The organism is Prochlorococcus sp. MIT 0604, from assembly GCF_000757845.1.
Taxonomy (GTDB): Bacteria; Cyanobacteriota; Cyanobacteriia; order PCC-6307; family Cyanobiaceae; genus Prochlorococcus_A.
The window spans coordinates 1,098,061-1,110,871 of sequence record NZ_CP007753.1 but is presented as its reverse complement, the minus strand read 5'-3'; the positions used below and the strand labels follow the sequence as shown (position 1 = coordinate 1,110,871).

Annotated in this window: 23 protein-coding genes; 15 read left to right on the top strand and 8 right to left on the bottom strand. The window is 30.2% G+C overall.

Translation table 11 applies throughout. From position 1 onward, the window contains the following. Positions 1-124 precede the first annotated feature (124 nt). The 3 genes from EW14_RS06215 to EW14_RS06205 all read left to right on the top strand — a co-directional run bounded on the left by EW14_RS06215 (position 125) and on the right by EW14_RS06205 (position 1,915). Positions 125-763: an SOS response-associated peptidase gene (locus EW14_RS06215; RefSeq protein WP_042850640.1), complete on the top strand. Its 639-nt coding sequence runs from the start codon at positions 125-127 to the stop codon at positions 761-763. Between the two features lie 32 nt (positions 764-795). Further along, positions 796-1,053: a DUF1651 domain-containing protein gene (locus tag EW14_RS06210; protein ID WP_042851332.1), complete on the top strand. Its 258-nt coding sequence runs from the start codon at positions 796-798 to the stop codon at positions 1,051-1,053. Between the two features lie 139 nt (positions 1,054-1,192). Continuing rightward, positions 1,193-1,915 carry a pseudouridine synthase gene (locus EW14_RS06205; RefSeq protein WP_042850638.1) on the top strand — a complete coding sequence of 241 codons (723 nt, stop codon included), beginning with the start codon at positions 1,193-1,195 and terminating at the stop codon, positions 1,913-1,915. Positions 1,916-1,975: 60 nt separating this feature from the next. Here EW14_RS06205 and EW14_RS10350 read toward each other — a convergent pair whose 3' ends face one another. The 3 genes from EW14_RS10350 to EW14_RS10345 all read right to left on the bottom strand — a co-directional run bounded on the left by EW14_RS10350 (position 1,976) and on the right by EW14_RS10345 (position 2,779). Continuing rightward, positions 1,976-2,194, bottom strand: a complete 219-nt coding sequence (locus EW14_RS10350) for a hypothetical protein (protein ID WP_042850637.1) — start codon at positions 2,192-2,194, stop codon at positions 1,976-1,978. Positions 2,195-2,296: 102 nt separating this feature from the next. Then, positions 2,297-2,524, bottom strand: a complete 228-nt coding sequence (locus EW14_RS06195) for a hypothetical protein (protein WP_042850636.1) — start codon at positions 2,522-2,524, stop codon at positions 2,297-2,299. After that, positions 2,525-2,779, bottom strand: a complete 255-nt coding sequence (locus tag EW14_RS10345) for a high light inducible protein (RefSeq protein ID WP_042850635.1) — start codon at positions 2,777-2,779, stop codon at positions 2,525-2,527. It abuts the gene before it with no gap. A gap of 439 nt (positions 2,780-3,218) precedes the next feature. Here EW14_RS10345 and EW14_RS06185 point away from each other — a divergent pair, with 439 nt between their 5' ends. From EW14_RS06185 to EW14_RS06175, 5 genes are all read left to right on the top strand, one after another. Further along, positions 3,219-3,491, top strand: coding sequence for a DUF3303 domain-containing protein (locus tag EW14_RS06185; RefSeq protein WP_019480434.1), 273 nt, complete (start codon positions 3,219-3,221; stop codon positions 3,489-3,491). 51 nt (positions 3,492-3,542) lie between these two features. After that, positions 3,543-3,806 carry a hypothetical protein gene (locus tag EW14_RS06180; protein WP_042850633.1) on the top strand — a complete coding sequence of 88 codons (264 nt, stop codon included), beginning with the start codon at positions 3,543-3,545 and terminating at the stop codon, positions 3,804-3,806. Positions 3,807-3,947: 141 nt separating this feature from the next. Beyond that, a complete protein-coding gene (locus EW14_RS10340; protein WP_197049554.1) occupies positions 3,948-4,097 on the top strand; it encodes a hypothetical protein in 150 nt (49 codons plus the stop codon). Then, positions 4,098-4,274: a hypothetical protein gene (locus tag EW14_RS10335; protein WP_197049553.1), complete on the top strand. Its 177-nt coding sequence runs from the start codon at positions 4,098-4,100 to the stop codon at positions 4,272-4,274. Between the two features lie 230 nt (positions 4,275-4,504). After that, on the top strand, positions 4,505-4,672 hold the full coding sequence (locus EW14_RS06175) for a hypothetical protein (RefSeq protein WP_042850632.1): 168 nt from the start codon (positions 4,505-4,507) through the stop codon (positions 4,670-4,672). Positions 4,673-5,085: 413 nt separating this feature from the next. Here EW14_RS06175 and EW14_RS06170 read toward each other — a convergent pair whose 3' ends face one another. Further along, on the bottom strand, positions 5,086-5,454 hold the full coding sequence (locus EW14_RS06170; RefSeq protein ID WP_042850631.1) for a hypothetical protein: 369 nt from the start codon (positions 5,452-5,454) through the stop codon (positions 5,086-5,088). Positions 5,455-5,674: 220 nt separating this feature from the next. Here EW14_RS06170 and psbF point away from each other — a divergent pair, with 220 nt between their 5' ends. From psbF to EW14_RS06150, 4 genes are all read left to right on the top strand, one after another. Next, a complete protein-coding gene (gene psbF / locus EW14_RS09875; protein ID WP_071840804.1) occupies positions 5,675-5,971 on the top strand; it encodes a cytochrome b559 subunit beta, long form in 297 nt (98 codons plus the stop codon). Between the two features lie 12 nt (positions 5,972-5,983). Next, the gene (locus tag EW14_RS06160) at positions 5,984-6,169 is read left to right on the top strand and encodes a hypothetical protein (protein WP_042850630.1); all 186 of its coding nucleotides are present in this window, start codon (positions 5,984-5,986) and stop codon (positions 6,167-6,169) included. Positions 6,170-6,770: 601 nt separating this feature from the next. Beyond that, on the top strand, positions 6,771-7,184 hold the full coding sequence (locus EW14_RS06155) for a hypothetical protein (RefSeq protein WP_042850629.1): 414 nt from the start codon (positions 6,771-6,773) through the stop codon (positions 7,182-7,184). 278 nt (positions 7,185-7,462) lie between these two features. After that, positions 7,463-7,678, top strand: coding sequence for a hypothetical protein (locus EW14_RS06150; protein WP_042850628.1), 216 nt, complete (start codon positions 7,463-7,465; stop codon positions 7,676-7,678). A 225-nt stretch (positions 7,679-7,903) separates the two neighbouring features. On the opposite strand, the gene EW14_RS06145 is transcribed toward EW14_RS06150, so the two are convergent. Both EW14_RS06145 and EW14_RS06140 read right to left on the bottom strand, forming a co-directional pair. Then, positions 7,904-8,221: a hypothetical protein gene (locus EW14_RS06145; RefSeq protein ID WP_042850627.1), complete on the bottom strand. Its 318-nt coding sequence runs from the start codon at positions 8,219-8,221 to the stop codon at positions 7,904-7,906. 395 nt (positions 8,222-8,616) lie between these two features. Beyond that, positions 8,617-8,982 (bottom strand): DUF1330 domain-containing protein, encoded by a 366-nt coding sequence (locus EW14_RS06140; protein WP_042850626.1) that lies wholly within the window; start codon positions 8,980-8,982, stop codon positions 8,617-8,619. A 150-nt stretch (positions 8,983-9,132) separates the two neighbouring features. Here EW14_RS06140 and EW14_RS06135 point away from each other — a divergent pair, with 150 nt between their 5' ends. Further along, positions 9,133-9,510, top strand: coding sequence for a DsrE family protein (locus EW14_RS06135; RefSeq protein ID WP_042850625.1), 378 nt, complete (start codon positions 9,133-9,135; stop codon positions 9,508-9,510). Positions 9,511-9,554: 44 nt separating this feature from the next. On the opposite strand, the gene EW14_RS10615 is transcribed toward EW14_RS06135, so the two are convergent. Further along, on the bottom strand, positions 9,555-9,677 hold the full coding sequence (locus tag EW14_RS10615; RefSeq protein WP_255347389.1) for a hypothetical protein: 123 nt from the start codon (positions 9,675-9,677) through the stop codon (positions 9,555-9,557). A gap of 446 nt (positions 9,678-10,123) precedes the next feature. On the opposite strand from EW14_RS10615, the gene EW14_RS06130 reads away from it, so the two are divergent. Both EW14_RS06130 and EW14_RS09740 read left to right on the top strand, forming a co-directional pair. Continuing rightward, the gene (locus tag EW14_RS06130) at positions 10,124-10,588 is read left to right on the top strand and encodes a hypothetical protein (protein WP_042850624.1); all 465 of its coding nucleotides are present in this window, start codon (positions 10,124-10,126) and stop codon (positions 10,586-10,588) included. Between the two features lie 261 nt (positions 10,589-10,849). Continuing rightward, complete coding sequence (locus tag EW14_RS09740) at positions 10,850-11,710, top strand: hypothetical protein (RefSeq protein WP_052044738.1); 861 nt, start codon at positions 10,850-10,852, stop codon at positions 11,708-11,710. Positions 11,711-12,596: 886 nt separating this feature from the next. On the opposite strand, the gene EW14_RS10085 is transcribed toward EW14_RS09740, so the two are convergent. After that, complete coding sequence (locus EW14_RS10085) at positions 12,597-12,746, bottom strand: hypothetical protein (protein ID WP_156095670.1); 150 nt, start codon at positions 12,744-12,746, stop codon at positions 12,597-12,599. Between the last annotated feature and the right edge of the window lie 65 nt (positions 12,747-12,811).

Genomic DNA, 12,811 nt, shown 5'->3' with positions numbered 1-12,811 from the left:
ATTTAGATAAAAAATTTCTAAGATCAAAAAATTGATTTTTATTTGAAGAAACTGAAAGTAGATCTAAAATAAGGTAAATTTGCTCTTTTTTGTAAGTGAGTTTTAAAAAATTTTTTAAAAACCAATGTGCGGAAGATTTGAGCTGAAAACTAAATTTGAAAAATTGCCAACGGTTTTGAAACAAGACTATCCAAGTGGACTTGATTCTAAATATGAGACTCAAAAACTAATAAGACCTAATGATCCTGTTCTTGTAATTAAAAACGAAGGAAGAATTAAAACTACTTTTATGACATGGGGCTTTATTTCTCCTTGGGCGAGAGACCCATTTGATAAAGAGAGACCAAGACCATTTAATGCAAGATCAGAAACTGTAGAAGAAAAAAAATTATTTAGAGGAAGTTGGAAACATAAAAGGTGCCTAATACCTGCGAGCGGTTTTTTTGAAAAAAAATATCGTGTTCGAAAAGCGAATTATGAGACTTTTTGGCTGGGAGGAATTTGGAGTAAATGGATCTCCCCAGATGGAGCAGAACTTGAGAGTTGCTGCATTTTAACTACTATTCCAAATGATTTAATTAAGCCTTTACATCACCGCATGCCTGTGATCGTTCCTGATGGATATGAGGAACAATGGACAGAGCAAGTTAAAAATGCAGATGAATTAAAAGGATTATTTGCAATTACGATGAGTTGGCCCCATGATGGTTGGCTAGTAGAGGATGTAAAGAAAAAAGAAACAGATCAAATGAGTTTGTTTTAAATGGAACTCTTACTAATTCCAAGGTTAGATTAATGGCTAAATCTTTTTGGTTGATTAATTCAAATAGGTCAGAAGTTAAAAGATTTATTAAAAACGATAAGAGTATTGATGGAGTTTTTGAGTATATGTTTATAGATACTGGAAAAATAGTGGGGGGATTAGAAAACAAACAACCAGTAATGACAAGTACAGTTTCTGTTGAAATAGATTTAGCTAGAGAAATTTATGAAAGATTACTTTCTAAGGGATGGAGGAAAATTGAAAAAAATTGGAATTTAAAAAAGAGTTAGATCTGCGCGGTATAAATTACTGATGAAAATAATCTGAAATTCAATGATGAGAATACTAACTAAAATTGACAGCCGATCTAGAATATGAGGAGATTAGTAAATTATTTTATTTAGTGCAGATAAAAATGAAACATCCAAAATGGCTACCAGAATAAATAAATATTTAAGTGAAGTTGGTTATTGTTCTAGAAGACAAGCTGATAGATTAATCCTAGAAGGAAAGGTAACCATTAATGGCAAAATTTCAGAAATTGGAACTAAAGTACAAGTTAGTGATCGAGTAGAAGTTAAAGGTCAAAAAATAGAAAAATTTAAGGGACAAAAAAACATATATTTAGCCTTTAATAAACCTCTAGGAATTGTTTGCACAACAGATAGAAAAGTAGAACCCAATAATGTCATAGATTTCATTAAATACCCTAAAAGAATTTTCCCCATCGGAAGATTAGATAAGCTAAGTGAAGGATTGATTTTTTTAACTAATGATGGAGATATCGTAAATAAAATACTCAGGGCAAGAAATAATCATGAAAAAGAATATATTGTAAAAGTTAATCGTCCGATTAATAGCGACTTTATTACAAGCATGAGTAATGGAGTTGAAATATTAGACACAATAACTAAAAGTTGTTTTGTAAAACAATTGGGTCCAAGAAATTTCAAAATAATACTGACTCAGGGACTTAACCGTCAGATTAGAAGAATGTGTGAGGCCTTAGGATATAAAGTACGATCATTAAAGCGTGTAAGAATTATGAATATTAAGTTAGACGTGCCAACAGGAGAATATAGAGAACTTAGTAAAGAAGAAATCCTAGAATTAAATGGATTACTCGAAAACTCCTCAAAAACATATGACTAATCAAAAACTAATAAAATTAACTGGGAAGTTAAAAGAAATTTGCTAGTAAAAACGTAAGATTTATACTTTGAACTTTGGTAGAAAAAACTTAAATAGTATAAAACGCTTTATACTTGCACCGCCATTAATTAGTAATTGACTATTATTTGACAACCTATTAAGGATTAGAAGCCCTAGCTCTCTTTTTTGTTGTCCAATCTTCCTCGTTTCTTTTCTGGTTGTTATTACAGGCGGTTTTTTGCTACAAATATAAGTAACTTTTACAGAATCAACAAACATAAATTGAAAAATTGATCTTTGTTTTTTGTATTTTCAATAAACCTTTTTACTCTTGGTTTATTTGAATTAACCAACTAGTAAGACCCAGTAGCTATTACTTTTTTAAGGAATAAAGTCTACTTTCCAACGCATCACGCAATAACTCAAAGGGTTATATCCATTACAATTCCAGAACTTGAATATTTTTACAGAGAATTGATGGAAATTGGCATCATTGAAAAATGCCCAGAAAAAATAAATAGCAAATGCAGTTACAACAAACGCAGCATATTGAAGCCAATGTGTTCCAGACTTATCTACACCATTATTGTTAAAATTAAAATTACTCATTTAAAGGATTGGATAAGCTATCCATCCAAATAAGGTGTAGTTAATAATGACAGCCATGAAACCTATCATTGCAAGCCTTCCATTTGTTCTTTCTGCAATAAACCAATAGGTATTTGGCCATTCAAAATTGCCACCCATATTGGATTTTTGATCTTCTAAAATTGAGTCCTTTTTAGGAGTATTATCTTGGTCAAGATAATAATTGCTATCTGGGTAAAAACTTTCGCTTGAAAAGTTATCTTGAAACTTACTCATTATTATTAGTAATTTAATTTACCTATATTAAAAAATAAAAAGGCTAAATAGGTTAAATAAGCATTTTTTTCTTTAATCGCTGAATGGAACATTGAGAATACTGAGAAGTCAATCGGGGCAGAAGGATTCGAACCTGCCAGCTAGTGCTTCCAAAGCACTCCTTTGTTGATTTGAGATTAACCAATACTTCTAAAACAAGAGTTTATTGACGTTAGTAGAACAAGTTTGAGACTGCATATTGCATAAAGTACGTACTTCTATATAGTTATACATAATCTTAGCTACCCCCCCCCATACGGCATGGTGCTCTCCTTTAACTAGGTCGGACATGGATAGTTTTTGGAAAGTAGATTTAAAATAATGGGCAACTATAACTATTTATTTTCAGTAATTATTTTTTTTGCTAGTAATAGAAAGCCAATAAAAATTAAAAAATAAAATGCTTTATGTTCAGCATTGGTCATTTAAGGCCGGATATCATCAAAAAGGTGCAGAAAAATTTCTTGGTGGTGGGGGAGATTATCCTGGAGTTGAGATGATTGGAAGATATCACGCACCCGGTTCTTTAGAGGGTTGGATAGTTTTAAAGACTGATGATCCAAAAGCGATATATCAACATGCCGCTGAATGGGGTGAATTTCTCAATTGGGAAACCACACCTGTATTTACTGATGAAGAAGCTGGTCCAATAGTTGCCAAAGTCTACTCATAGAAAGAGATTGACAGTCTATCTAAAATAAAGGGGCAATCAGCTCCTTTTTCTATGAACACTCTTATTATTTCAACCTTTAGCTGTACATATGAAGAATTTAAAAATGATGTAACGACATTATTTCTTGAAGAAATGTGCAAGGAGTTTGTAACTGATTATGAGTTTGTAAAAGTCAATGAACACAAATCTCATTTGTTAATGAATTGTACTGACTTAGAAAAATTAGGAGTAGAGATGGAATCTCCTTTTGCAAAGGAATGGGATAAAAAAAATAATTGTAAGGATACCGTATATTCTATTGAGCTTGTTAGTTAACTATTAATGGTATTTTTACAGGAGCTTTGGCAGAATCATCATGACCCATCCCATGTAATTTATGGTATTAGTGGAGTAATAGTATTGTTTATAATTTATAATCAATTACTAAATAAATATCAGTAATGAGGAGGAAAATAAATGAAGGAATTAGAAGAAAATACTATTGAACAAATCAGAACTCTTCTTAATTATTTAGAGCAAACAGATCTATTGAATAACAAAGATATTCTTAGATGTTTAGATGTAATAGCAAGAGAATATGGAGGAGAAGTAGTAAATAAAAACTAAATGACTATTCCAAATCAAAAAACAATATTGATTGAGCAAGCTTATGAAGAACTTAAGGTAATTTGCACCAAGTTCCAAGACGAATCTGGAGCTACAGATATGGAAGTAAAAATTTTACTTAGAGAACTTGCGAGGGTTTATGAAAAAGATATTGATGACGATTATGACATTGATTAGAAAGTTTAAATAAGTTTATTTAATATTCTTTTGCTTAAATTAAATGAGGCCAAACCTTAATGAGTAAACCCCTCGTTTACTTGAAGTTATAGATTGACTTTATATATGTGTCAATTTAATTTCCTCTTTGGTAGTTGGAATTTCTGGAGGTGGTTCTTGTTTTTTTGTCAGTCTATATTTATTAACGATTGACAGTCGATCTAACATAGAGGAATTAACCCTCTTTTTTTATGGGAAAATTTTCTTCACAAGAAATCGAAAGTCAATACAATTTGATCAAAATGCTTTTAGCTGAACCTAAAAAGTATAAAGATGCCATTGATGCAATTAGGAAAGATATTGCTTATATGCCTATGGAACTTAAGAAAAAACTTGAAGAAGAAAATATTATCTTTTAAATGAAACAATTACTACTATTGATTTTGATGCAGAATTAGGAGAATAATAAATTAAACGCATATTACTTGTTATAAAGTTTGTCCGAAAAATATCAGTTAAGAAAAATTTAACTAGCATTTTATACAAGATATTGATCTATTTAAATCAATAAGAATTTGAGAGATGAAATATAGTTTTAGTAAATTACCATTAAAAATTTTGGAATCATTTGATTACTTTGAATATCTAAATTCAATATCATTTCATCCACCAATAATGATAATAACTACATTAGTATTCTTTTATATAAGAAGAAAAATTTTATTAGCTGGCAAAAAACATTAGCAATCTATTCTGTATTTATATTTTTGAATGAGTCAAAAATTAAATAAACAAAACAAGTAATAAAAATAATTACATATATAGATTCCATTTAACTGACCGTTGTTATTGAACTGCTTAATCCATAAGTGAGAAAAATGAAACTTGCAAAAGTAACCCCAATCATCACCGTTGTGTAGAGTTTATTTAGTTTGAAATTATTACTTGCAGATGAAAAGTCTGCAATAACCAAGCTTTTCATTGAATATTTATCTCTATTTCTGAAATTATTGCTGTTAATCAAACCGCCTAAAATTGTGTCTGTTGAAACTTTTATTTCTTGATTCATAACAGAATTTAAACCTTTATCTTCATTGAAGAATCTTGGGAACATGTATGCATGCCATAAAGCTATTATTGCAACCCAAAAAACTACACTAACTCCTGCAAAACCAAAAAGTAAGAATCTAAAGGTTTCCATATTTGTTTTTTAATTAATTAAAATCTACATCAAAAAAAATATCTAAATATCGCAATCCAAAAAAATATACTTTAATTAAATCAATTAATCATTTCATGATGTTACTAATGATTAGAAACAATGTTATTAAGAGCTTTTTTCTAAATATTAGTTAATGATCAACTCTTTTATTTAATTAAAAAAGACAAAATAATAATCAAGTTTATTTTTACTTTTTGAAATGGATTATAGGATTTTACTTGTTATTACACCAATAATATTTTCATGGATATTTACAGTCTTTTGGTTAGGCAGGTGGGATGTATTTAGGTTAACGCCACTAGGTTTACCAAAGAAGGGAGTAGTTCCTTTTAAAAATTATCAAGTATGGGAAGATTCAGCATTAATTCCTGATACTGGCAGACCAGCAGAAGGTTATCCAGTATTTACTGTAAGAACCGCAGCAGTTAATGCCCTAGGGATTCCAACCGTTTTCTTCCTTGGAGCAATATTAGCAATGCAGTTTAAATCTTATTAATAGGAAATTTTGATGGATATTAGATTTTTAATTGTTGGAGCACCATTTTTAATCGCATTTTTTTATGCTTTATTCTGGCTAAAAAAATGGGGTGCTTTTAATTCTATGAATAATAATTTGCCAAAAAATATTTCTCTTAAAAATGAATCGATAGAACAAAGTTATTTTTTAGAGAATATCTTTTTAACAAAAAATTAATCAAATTTTTCTTACCATTAAATTAATACCTTCTCATGATTCCAATAGAACAATATTTATTTTTTGCACTTTCTCTTTATGCATTTTTTTATCTTTCAATAACTATAGTCAGTGCATTAATAAATTTTTCCTAAGCAATAATCACATAAAATATTAAACACTTATTTGTATAAAATTAATCTTCCTGTATTTTAAAACTCATTATATAAATATATAAGTAGATATTAGGGCAATCTACTAACCGCTAGCTTTGATAAAGCGGTTCGTAATGAGAACCTCCCTTTGACCTCATTTTCTTTTTCGCAATCTTAGAAAATGAGGTTTAAATATTTTTTTTAATATTCATGAATAGTAAATTAAATTCTTAATTAAAACTCTAAATTATTAAATATTATTCCTTCTTATGTATATTATTTACTTTTTAAAAAAGAGTTTTTTATTTATAAATAATATGTAGATATTTGGCGAATCTGCAACGGTATAGATTCCGTCTTTATGAACCTAGCCAAAGAAAATATTCCTAACTACGTTTTAGTTATTTTAGTAGTTAGGAATATTTTTATTTATTACACCTCTTGTAAAAAAATTTTCTGAAAATCAAATGATCAATAAATCAAGTAATGAATCTACATTAGAAAAAATTTATAAGAATTTGGAATCTGGAATGCCAGAGAATAAATCTATAAAAGAGTATGCTCTGCCTAATGCTCGTCAGTGGCTTGGTGGAAGATTCGTTGCTATATGGGTTTTACCTATTTATTTTCTAAGAAAAATTGCAAAGTTTTCTGCTTCTTCCGCCTTTGTTAGGCCATATTCTCCTTCTAAAAATGTGCCATCTTATAAGCAACCTGAAACCCTATTTACTTCTTTACGAAGTGTTTTCAGGGGGGAAGATCATTTAAGATTCTTTGATCATAGATTTATTGGTATTTGGGTTCTCCCAATTGCCCTAACTGGGATAGTTTTTGAAATCCTGCTAATAGCACCTGCTAATAACACCTCACCTTTCAATTAGACATCTTTTGTCCGCAATTTGTTCGCAATCATTGACGGCAGAATTTAAATAATAAAAAAGAAAGGCTTGGATACCTTTTTATTACTTGGGTGATAAGAGCCAGGGCGACAGGATTCGAACCTGCGACCTAGTTATCCATAAGGTTTTAAAATTTGGTCTATATGATGTGGGTCTTAGCTAGTGAGAAAACCAGTATTTTTAGAAGTTATTTTTAATTTAAAAAAACATTTGCATAATTTCTTACAACTGGTATTTTTAGTGGACTTGGATAAGTTCAAATGCAAGATCAAAGAATTGAAAAGATAGCAGCTGTTGCAGTAAAAATAACTGGGGTGCTGGTAATAATTTATCTAGGCTTCGTAGAAGCATTTAAATTTGGCAAATTACTTAAAGAAAACTTAGATACTGAATTTGATATTTCTCGAAAGTGGGCTTCACAAACTTATGCAATTCTAAAAAAAAGACAAGCGAAAGGAAAAGTAGCGGGAGTTTAAAAATTTTTGCTATAAATTAATTGAGGCCAAACCTCGTCAGCACACTCTACGTTTGCTGCAAGACATAAATTGATTCTATATAGTTGCGAGTCGATTTAATAACCCTTTCAGTAGTTGGAATTTCTGGAAGGGTTTCTTGTTTTAAACTTCCCAATCAATATCAAAATCTTAATCTAGAGCTTCGTCTAGTTTTTCTTCCATATAATTTTTCTTTTTATCCATAATTTAGTTAATTATTTTTTTAATTTTTTCTAAATTCCATTTATCAAAAATTAATTTCATTTCTCTTTCGTAGTATCTTACTTTCTTTGCAAAAGGTAGTTTTTGAATAATTATCTCAAAGGGAAATTTAAAAAAAGAAGAAACATAAACAATATAAAATTCGACAAATGAAGGTTTTGGTGGGAGATTTAAATTTTTTATATATGCCCAATCAATGCAAGGCTTTAGTTGCTTATCACTAGCGATAATATTTTTTTTACATCTCCACCAAGAGAATAGAAAAATGCAAATAAAAATCGGTAACGGAAGAAGTCGCAACATTAAATATCAATATTTAATAGCCATCTGCCAATAAGGATAGCAACCATCTCTATATTATCTACATAAGGCAGTTTTTATATCTTAAAGAATTCAAGAAATTCTATAAAGTCTAGGGAAAAACCATAAGAAAACCCACTAAAAAGGAAGTCATTGCCCTTAATTTTCCCCTAATTCAAAATAGTTAATCGCTGAAAAGCAAGTTGGGCGAAAGGAATCGAACCTGCTACCTAGTGCTCCCAAAGCACTTAAAAGCTCTAGTCCAGCACTAGGTTTTAAGCATTATCTGGATTCTTGCGTGGTGTTGCGTTGTTTGTCCTGGCTATTTAAGCAACATTTGACCACTTTTTGACCACTCTTTGACCACTTTTTTTAGGATAAGGATCCCTAGCTCTTTTTTATCTATTTCTTTCAACTATTCTAAAATTCATATCTATAGCTCCTTTTCTTAAAGGAATTAATTCTTGATATGGTCCTTCATAACAATCAATAACTGCTTGTTTACTTGGAAATTTTGAAAGCACAGAAAACGGACCATCATATCCCTCTCTAATATCAGTCTCGAAGTCAACTGATAGTGTTTTTGCTCCGCAACCTTTAACAACAACATCATTTACTGCTTCAAAGTATTTACCTGCTTGTTCTGGATTTGTAATCCTGCCAGAAATCATTACATAACCAGCATTCTTGTCTTTTGGGACTTTATAACCAATTGCAAGCCCAGCAATGCAAGCAATTAAACCAGTTAAAATAGTTTTTTTCATTAAAGATTTTGATTTTTATAAATGGTATACGTTTATCTCTAAGTTGGCTGTCATTTTTAACTATCAGCAGTGCAAGTAGTAAGCGTTTCATAAAAAAACAGCTAATGAAAATAGATTTTATTTAGGATATAAAAAATTGGAGAGGATTAAATGTCTATCATTACGGACAATACAGTGTTAGTACATATTTACAGCGGTTTAGAATCCAAAAATAAAATAACTTTAGGTTTATTGGTTGCCCTTACTGCAGAAAAAAACGATCATAAAGTAACACTTTTTCTTGCAGGAGACGGAGTAAAAATATTAAATTGCAAAAAAGCTGGTGAAATAGTTGGCCAAGGTACTGGAGATTTATACGAACATCTTCAAAAATTAAAGAATTCAAAAATTACCATATATGTCTCAGGAATGTCAGCTAAATCTAGGGGTTACGATGAGAAGCTTCTAGATGGATACACTGCAGAGTTTGTTATGCCAGATGTTCTAGTTGAAGAATCAATTAAAGCGGATAGCGTACTTTGCTATTAAGAAATGAGCTTATTGCCCCTTATCTTAGATCGACTGTCAATCAATTAATAATTAATTAATTTTCTTTTTCCATCTCTATTTTCTACTCTATTTATTCTTAACCCAATAAATAGAGCCCATATAAGTGCAAAGACAATTGGTAAGAAAATGATTGCAAGTTTCATCATTTTTTTGATCCTGTTATTTGCTCAAAATAATAACCTTTAAATGAATAACAAAATATAGGTACTTTATCTAAAAAAAGTAGAGTCGAGGTTAGATCTACTGTCAATCAAATTTGACCACTATTTGAACACATTTCGAGTGGTCATATTTTTGCAATAAAAAAGTGAGTCTGGGTAACTCGTTAGTATGAATTGGTTTTGATTGAGTCGGGGCGACAGGATTCGAACCTGCGACCTAGTGCTCCCAAAGAAGCAGCTTAAATAGGATAATTACTGAGACTTATTGATATAGCAATTAATTTAGATAAAATAGTATCGACTAATTAGGACTATTAAAAATTTTAGGGAAATTTGAGGGAAAGGATATTTACTTAGAATTCCTAAACATCAATATTTAATTGATTGTTTTCCCGTTAAAAGTAAAATAATTTATATAGGTTTATCAAGAAATGTCTTTTTTAGCGTTAAAAAGTATTTTTTACAAATTAGTTTTGGTTTTATACTTCTACTCCGGCAACCCTGCTTCTGCGGAAAGTACATTAGATGGAAGTTATAAATCAGAATTTATGATGAGGATGAATATGGTTGTATATCAAGGAAATTATGTGTGTCCAAGAGAAGTTCCAATAAAAATAATACTTAGGATAGTTGGTAATCAACTATCAGGATCAATAGAAAATACTCATGAACAATGTAATAATTGGCAAAATGCCTCAATATCAGGATCAATAGATGATGAAGGTAATTTTCTAAAAACAAAATTTATTCATAAGGATAAAATATATGGCAGACGTGAAGATGCTTACAAGATAGAAGGTAATATTCTCAGTGAAATGACACTAAAAAGTAAATCAAGACAGTTTTGGAAAGATAAGCAATTTAAAGCAACTAAATTCAATGAATTTGCTTTTTGAGGGAAAATTATTATTAGCTGAGACTTACTGCTATAACTAAATCCGGGCGGCAGGATTCGAACCTGCGACCTAGTGCTCCCAAAGAACCCGCAATAACAAGGCTATAATTGAGACTTATTGCTATATCAGGACTTTTAAGGGAAAAAGTGGCCTAATTTATGTGTGATATGATTTGAATTAGAAGTAATTAATTTATTTACCTCAGAATTTATTGATTTCTATTTTTAATTAATTATTGAATTTAATTTTAGTTTTTTTTATATGGAAATAAAATCTGATTTAATAAGAGGTCTAAAAGAAATTTTTTTTGATGAAATAAGATATTCTAAAAATCTTAAGTTACGTTTCCTAGGAAGAATTTTGCCAGTTAAAAACTATTTAGCCAAAAAATATGCAAAAAGATGTTTGACTTCTAATATTAGAAATTTTTCTTATTGTAAATTAAATGATAATTCTATTTCAAAAAAAGAAATTCTAAACAACCTTATTAATGATGGTTTATCTAATAAATTCTTAATTAGTGAAGATCATATAAACAAAATATTAGAAAAGTTATCAACTTTAAAATTTAAACCAAATATAGGAAATCAGGAATTTACCTATAATGAAATAATGTCTGGGAATTATTTAAAAGATGTTTTACAATATCGATTATTTTCGCCAAATAAGTTTATTAAAGAGGTTGAAGAAATTATCTTTGACGAACAGATTCTAGAAATAGCAAAAGCATATTTGGGGGTTGAGCCAAAAATTGAAAATTGTGTGATTTGGATTTCATTGCCTACGGATAAGGATACTTCTGGAGAAAATCTCTATGGTTATCATTATGATATAGATGACTATAAATTTTTAAAACTATTTGTATACTTGAATGATGTAGATGAAAATTCTGGTCCCCATAGCTATATAAAAAAAAGTCTTAATGACAAAAGCATATATAAATCTATAAGACGTAGGTTAAGCTATAAAAATGTTCACAAAAGGTATCCTAATAAGGAAGAAGTATTAACTGGCAAAAAAGGTACAGGATTTTTTGAGGATACTTATGGATACCATAAAGGAACTCTACCTAAAAAGTATAGGGTAATATTGCAGTGTCAGTATACAATCAATAAACTTTAAAATCAGAGGATTTTGTATGCGGTAATGTCTATCTAACTCCTATACACCTAATTGTCTCGAACGATATAAAGTTTTTTCCCTAATTCCTATAATTGGCTCTAATTGTCGAGTTGTAGCCCACTCCGAAAAAAGTTCTGTCATTTCTTTGATGAACACAGTTTGCAGATTGTGGTTCACCAATTCCCCTAGCCCGACAACTCGTATGACCAACTCCGTAAGAGCGTGAACAGGTCATTTAGTACGCTTCCAATCTCTGTTTTTGAATCAATAATTTGATTCTCAGAATGTGGTCTGACAAGCTACGTTAACTTATCCTTATTGTCTCTTCTGAGTAGAGACTCACAACCACGTTTCCAGTACTCGATTAGTTTCAGGCTCTCAACCATCACTGCTCTTTTTCTGACCACAGGCCGAACTGGATAGAGATTCTTCTAGGGGAAGATTAAGTCCATGACAGACTTAACTGACTTAATACTACATATATATATTTAGAAAACAACTGTATTATTTGAGGGAACCTTACAAAGCTAGTGATACCAATAACCCATTTGAGGGAAATATGAGGGAACGCTTTTTTGAGGGAAAATTATTATTAGCTGAGACTTACTGCTATAACTGAATCGGGGCGATAGGATTCGAACCTGCGACCTAGTGCTCCCAAAGCACTGGGCGTTATTTTTAAGAAAACCTTGAGACTTTAGTTATAGTCTTAACTAATTGTAGAGAGTGGAACGAGTTTGAGACAGCTTATTGCTAAATCTTCGAAGATCATACAAGATGTTTATAGAACTTAGCGCTCCCCCTAGCGCTCCCCTCAACGACCTAGTTCCTAATATTAACTAGGTAGTAAAAATGATATTTTTCAATCTCGACCATACACTAAAATTTAAGAACAAAAATGATGAAATCTTTGATCATCAACGTCCGCCATTAAATCATATTCTTTTAATTTTTTTGTAATCCTCTTATATTCAATATCATTTACAAAATTTGCTAAATATTTTTCTAAAAAATTTATATTTATTTTTAGGTGCATTAATATCCTTTATTTATTAATAGCTATTAATTTTCCTTTTAACTTTTTATTGAATTACACTCGAT

Excerpts from the sequence above, each read along its gene's own strand:
- EW14_RS06140 (WP_042850626.1), bottom strand. The coding sequence starts at position 8,982 with ATGAAAAAAACTATTTTAACTGGTTTAATTGCTTGCATTGCTGGGCTT.
- EW14_RS06150 (WP_042850628.1), top strand. The coding sequence starts at position 7,463 with ATGCAAGATCAAAGAATTGAAAAGATAGCAGCTGTTGCAGTAAAAATA.
- EW14_RS10085 (WP_156095670.1), bottom strand. The coding sequence starts at position 12,746 with ATGCACCTAAAAATAAATATAAATTTTTTAGAAAAATATTTAGCAAAT.
- EW14_RS06155 (WP_042850629.1), top strand. The coding sequence starts at position 6,771 with ATGATCAATAAATCAAGTAATGAATCTACATTAGAAAAAATTTATAAG.
- EW14_RS06185 (WP_019480434.1), top strand. The coding sequence starts at position 3,219 with ATGCTTTATGTTCAGCATTGGTCATTTAAGGCCGGATATCATCAAAAA.
- psbF (WP_071840804.1), top strand. The coding sequence starts at position 5,675 with ATGGATTATAGGATTTTACTTGTTATTACACCAATAATATTTTCATGG.
- EW14_RS10615 (WP_255347389.1), bottom strand. The coding sequence starts at position 9,677 with ATGATGAAACTTGCAATCATTTTCTTACCAATTGTCTTTGCACTTATA.
- EW14_RS06145 (WP_042850627.1), bottom strand. The coding sequence starts at position 8,221 with ATGTTGCGACTTCTTCCGTTACCGATTTTTATTTGCATTTTTCTATTC.
- EW14_RS06210 (WP_042851332.1), top strand. The coding sequence starts at position 796 with ATGGCTAAATCTTTTTGGTTGATTAATTCAAATAGGTCAGAAGTTAAA.
- EW14_RS10345 (WP_042850635.1), bottom strand. The coding sequence starts at position 2,779 with ATGAGTAAGTTTCAAGATAACTTTTCAAGCGAAAGTTTTTACCCAGAT.
- EW14_RS06215 (WP_042850640.1), top strand. The coding sequence starts at position 125 with ATGTGCGGAAGATTTGAGCTGAAAACTAAATTTGAAAAATTGCCAACG.
- EW14_RS06135 (WP_042850625.1), top strand. The coding sequence starts at position 9,133 with ATGTCTATCATTACGGACAATACAGTGTTAGTACATATTTACAGCGGT.
- EW14_RS06130 (WP_042850624.1), top strand. The coding sequence starts at position 10,124 with ATGTCTTTTTTAGCGTTAAAAAGTATTTTTTACAAATTAGTTTTGGTT.
- EW14_RS06195 (WP_042850636.1), bottom strand. The coding sequence starts at position 2,524 with ATGAGTAATTTTAATTTTAACAATAATGGTGTAGATAAGTCTGGAACA.
- EW14_RS06160 (WP_042850630.1), top strand. The coding sequence starts at position 5,984 with ATGGATATTAGATTTTTAATTGTTGGAGCACCATTTTTAATCGCATTT.
- EW14_RS10335 (WP_197049553.1), top strand. The coding sequence starts at position 4,098 with ATGACTATTCCAAATCAAAAAACAATATTGATTGAGCAAGCTTATGAA.
- EW14_RS10350 (WP_042850637.1), bottom strand. The coding sequence starts at position 2,194 with ATGTTTGTTGATTCTGTAAAAGTTACTTATATTTGTAGCAAAAAACCG.
- EW14_RS10340 (WP_197049554.1), top strand. The coding sequence starts at position 3,948 with ATGAAGGAATTAGAAGAAAATACTATTGAACAAATCAGAACTCTTCTT.
- EW14_RS06175 (WP_042850632.1), top strand. The coding sequence starts at position 4,505 with ATGGGAAAATTTTCTTCACAAGAAATCGAAAGTCAATACAATTTGATC.
- EW14_RS06170 (WP_042850631.1), bottom strand. The coding sequence starts at position 5,454 with ATGGAAACCTTTAGATTCTTACTTTTTGGTTTTGCAGGAGTTAGTGTA.
- EW14_RS09740 (WP_052044738.1), top strand. The coding sequence starts at position 10,850 with ATGGAAATAAAATCTGATTTAATAAGAGGTCTAAAAGAAATTTTTTTT.
- EW14_RS06205 (WP_042850638.1), top strand. The coding sequence starts at position 1,193 with ATGGCTACCAGAATAAATAAATATTTAAGTGAAGTTGGTTATTGTTCT.
- EW14_RS06180 (WP_042850633.1), top strand. The coding sequence starts at position 3,543 with ATGAACACTCTTATTATTTCAACCTTTAGCTGTACATATGAAGAATTT.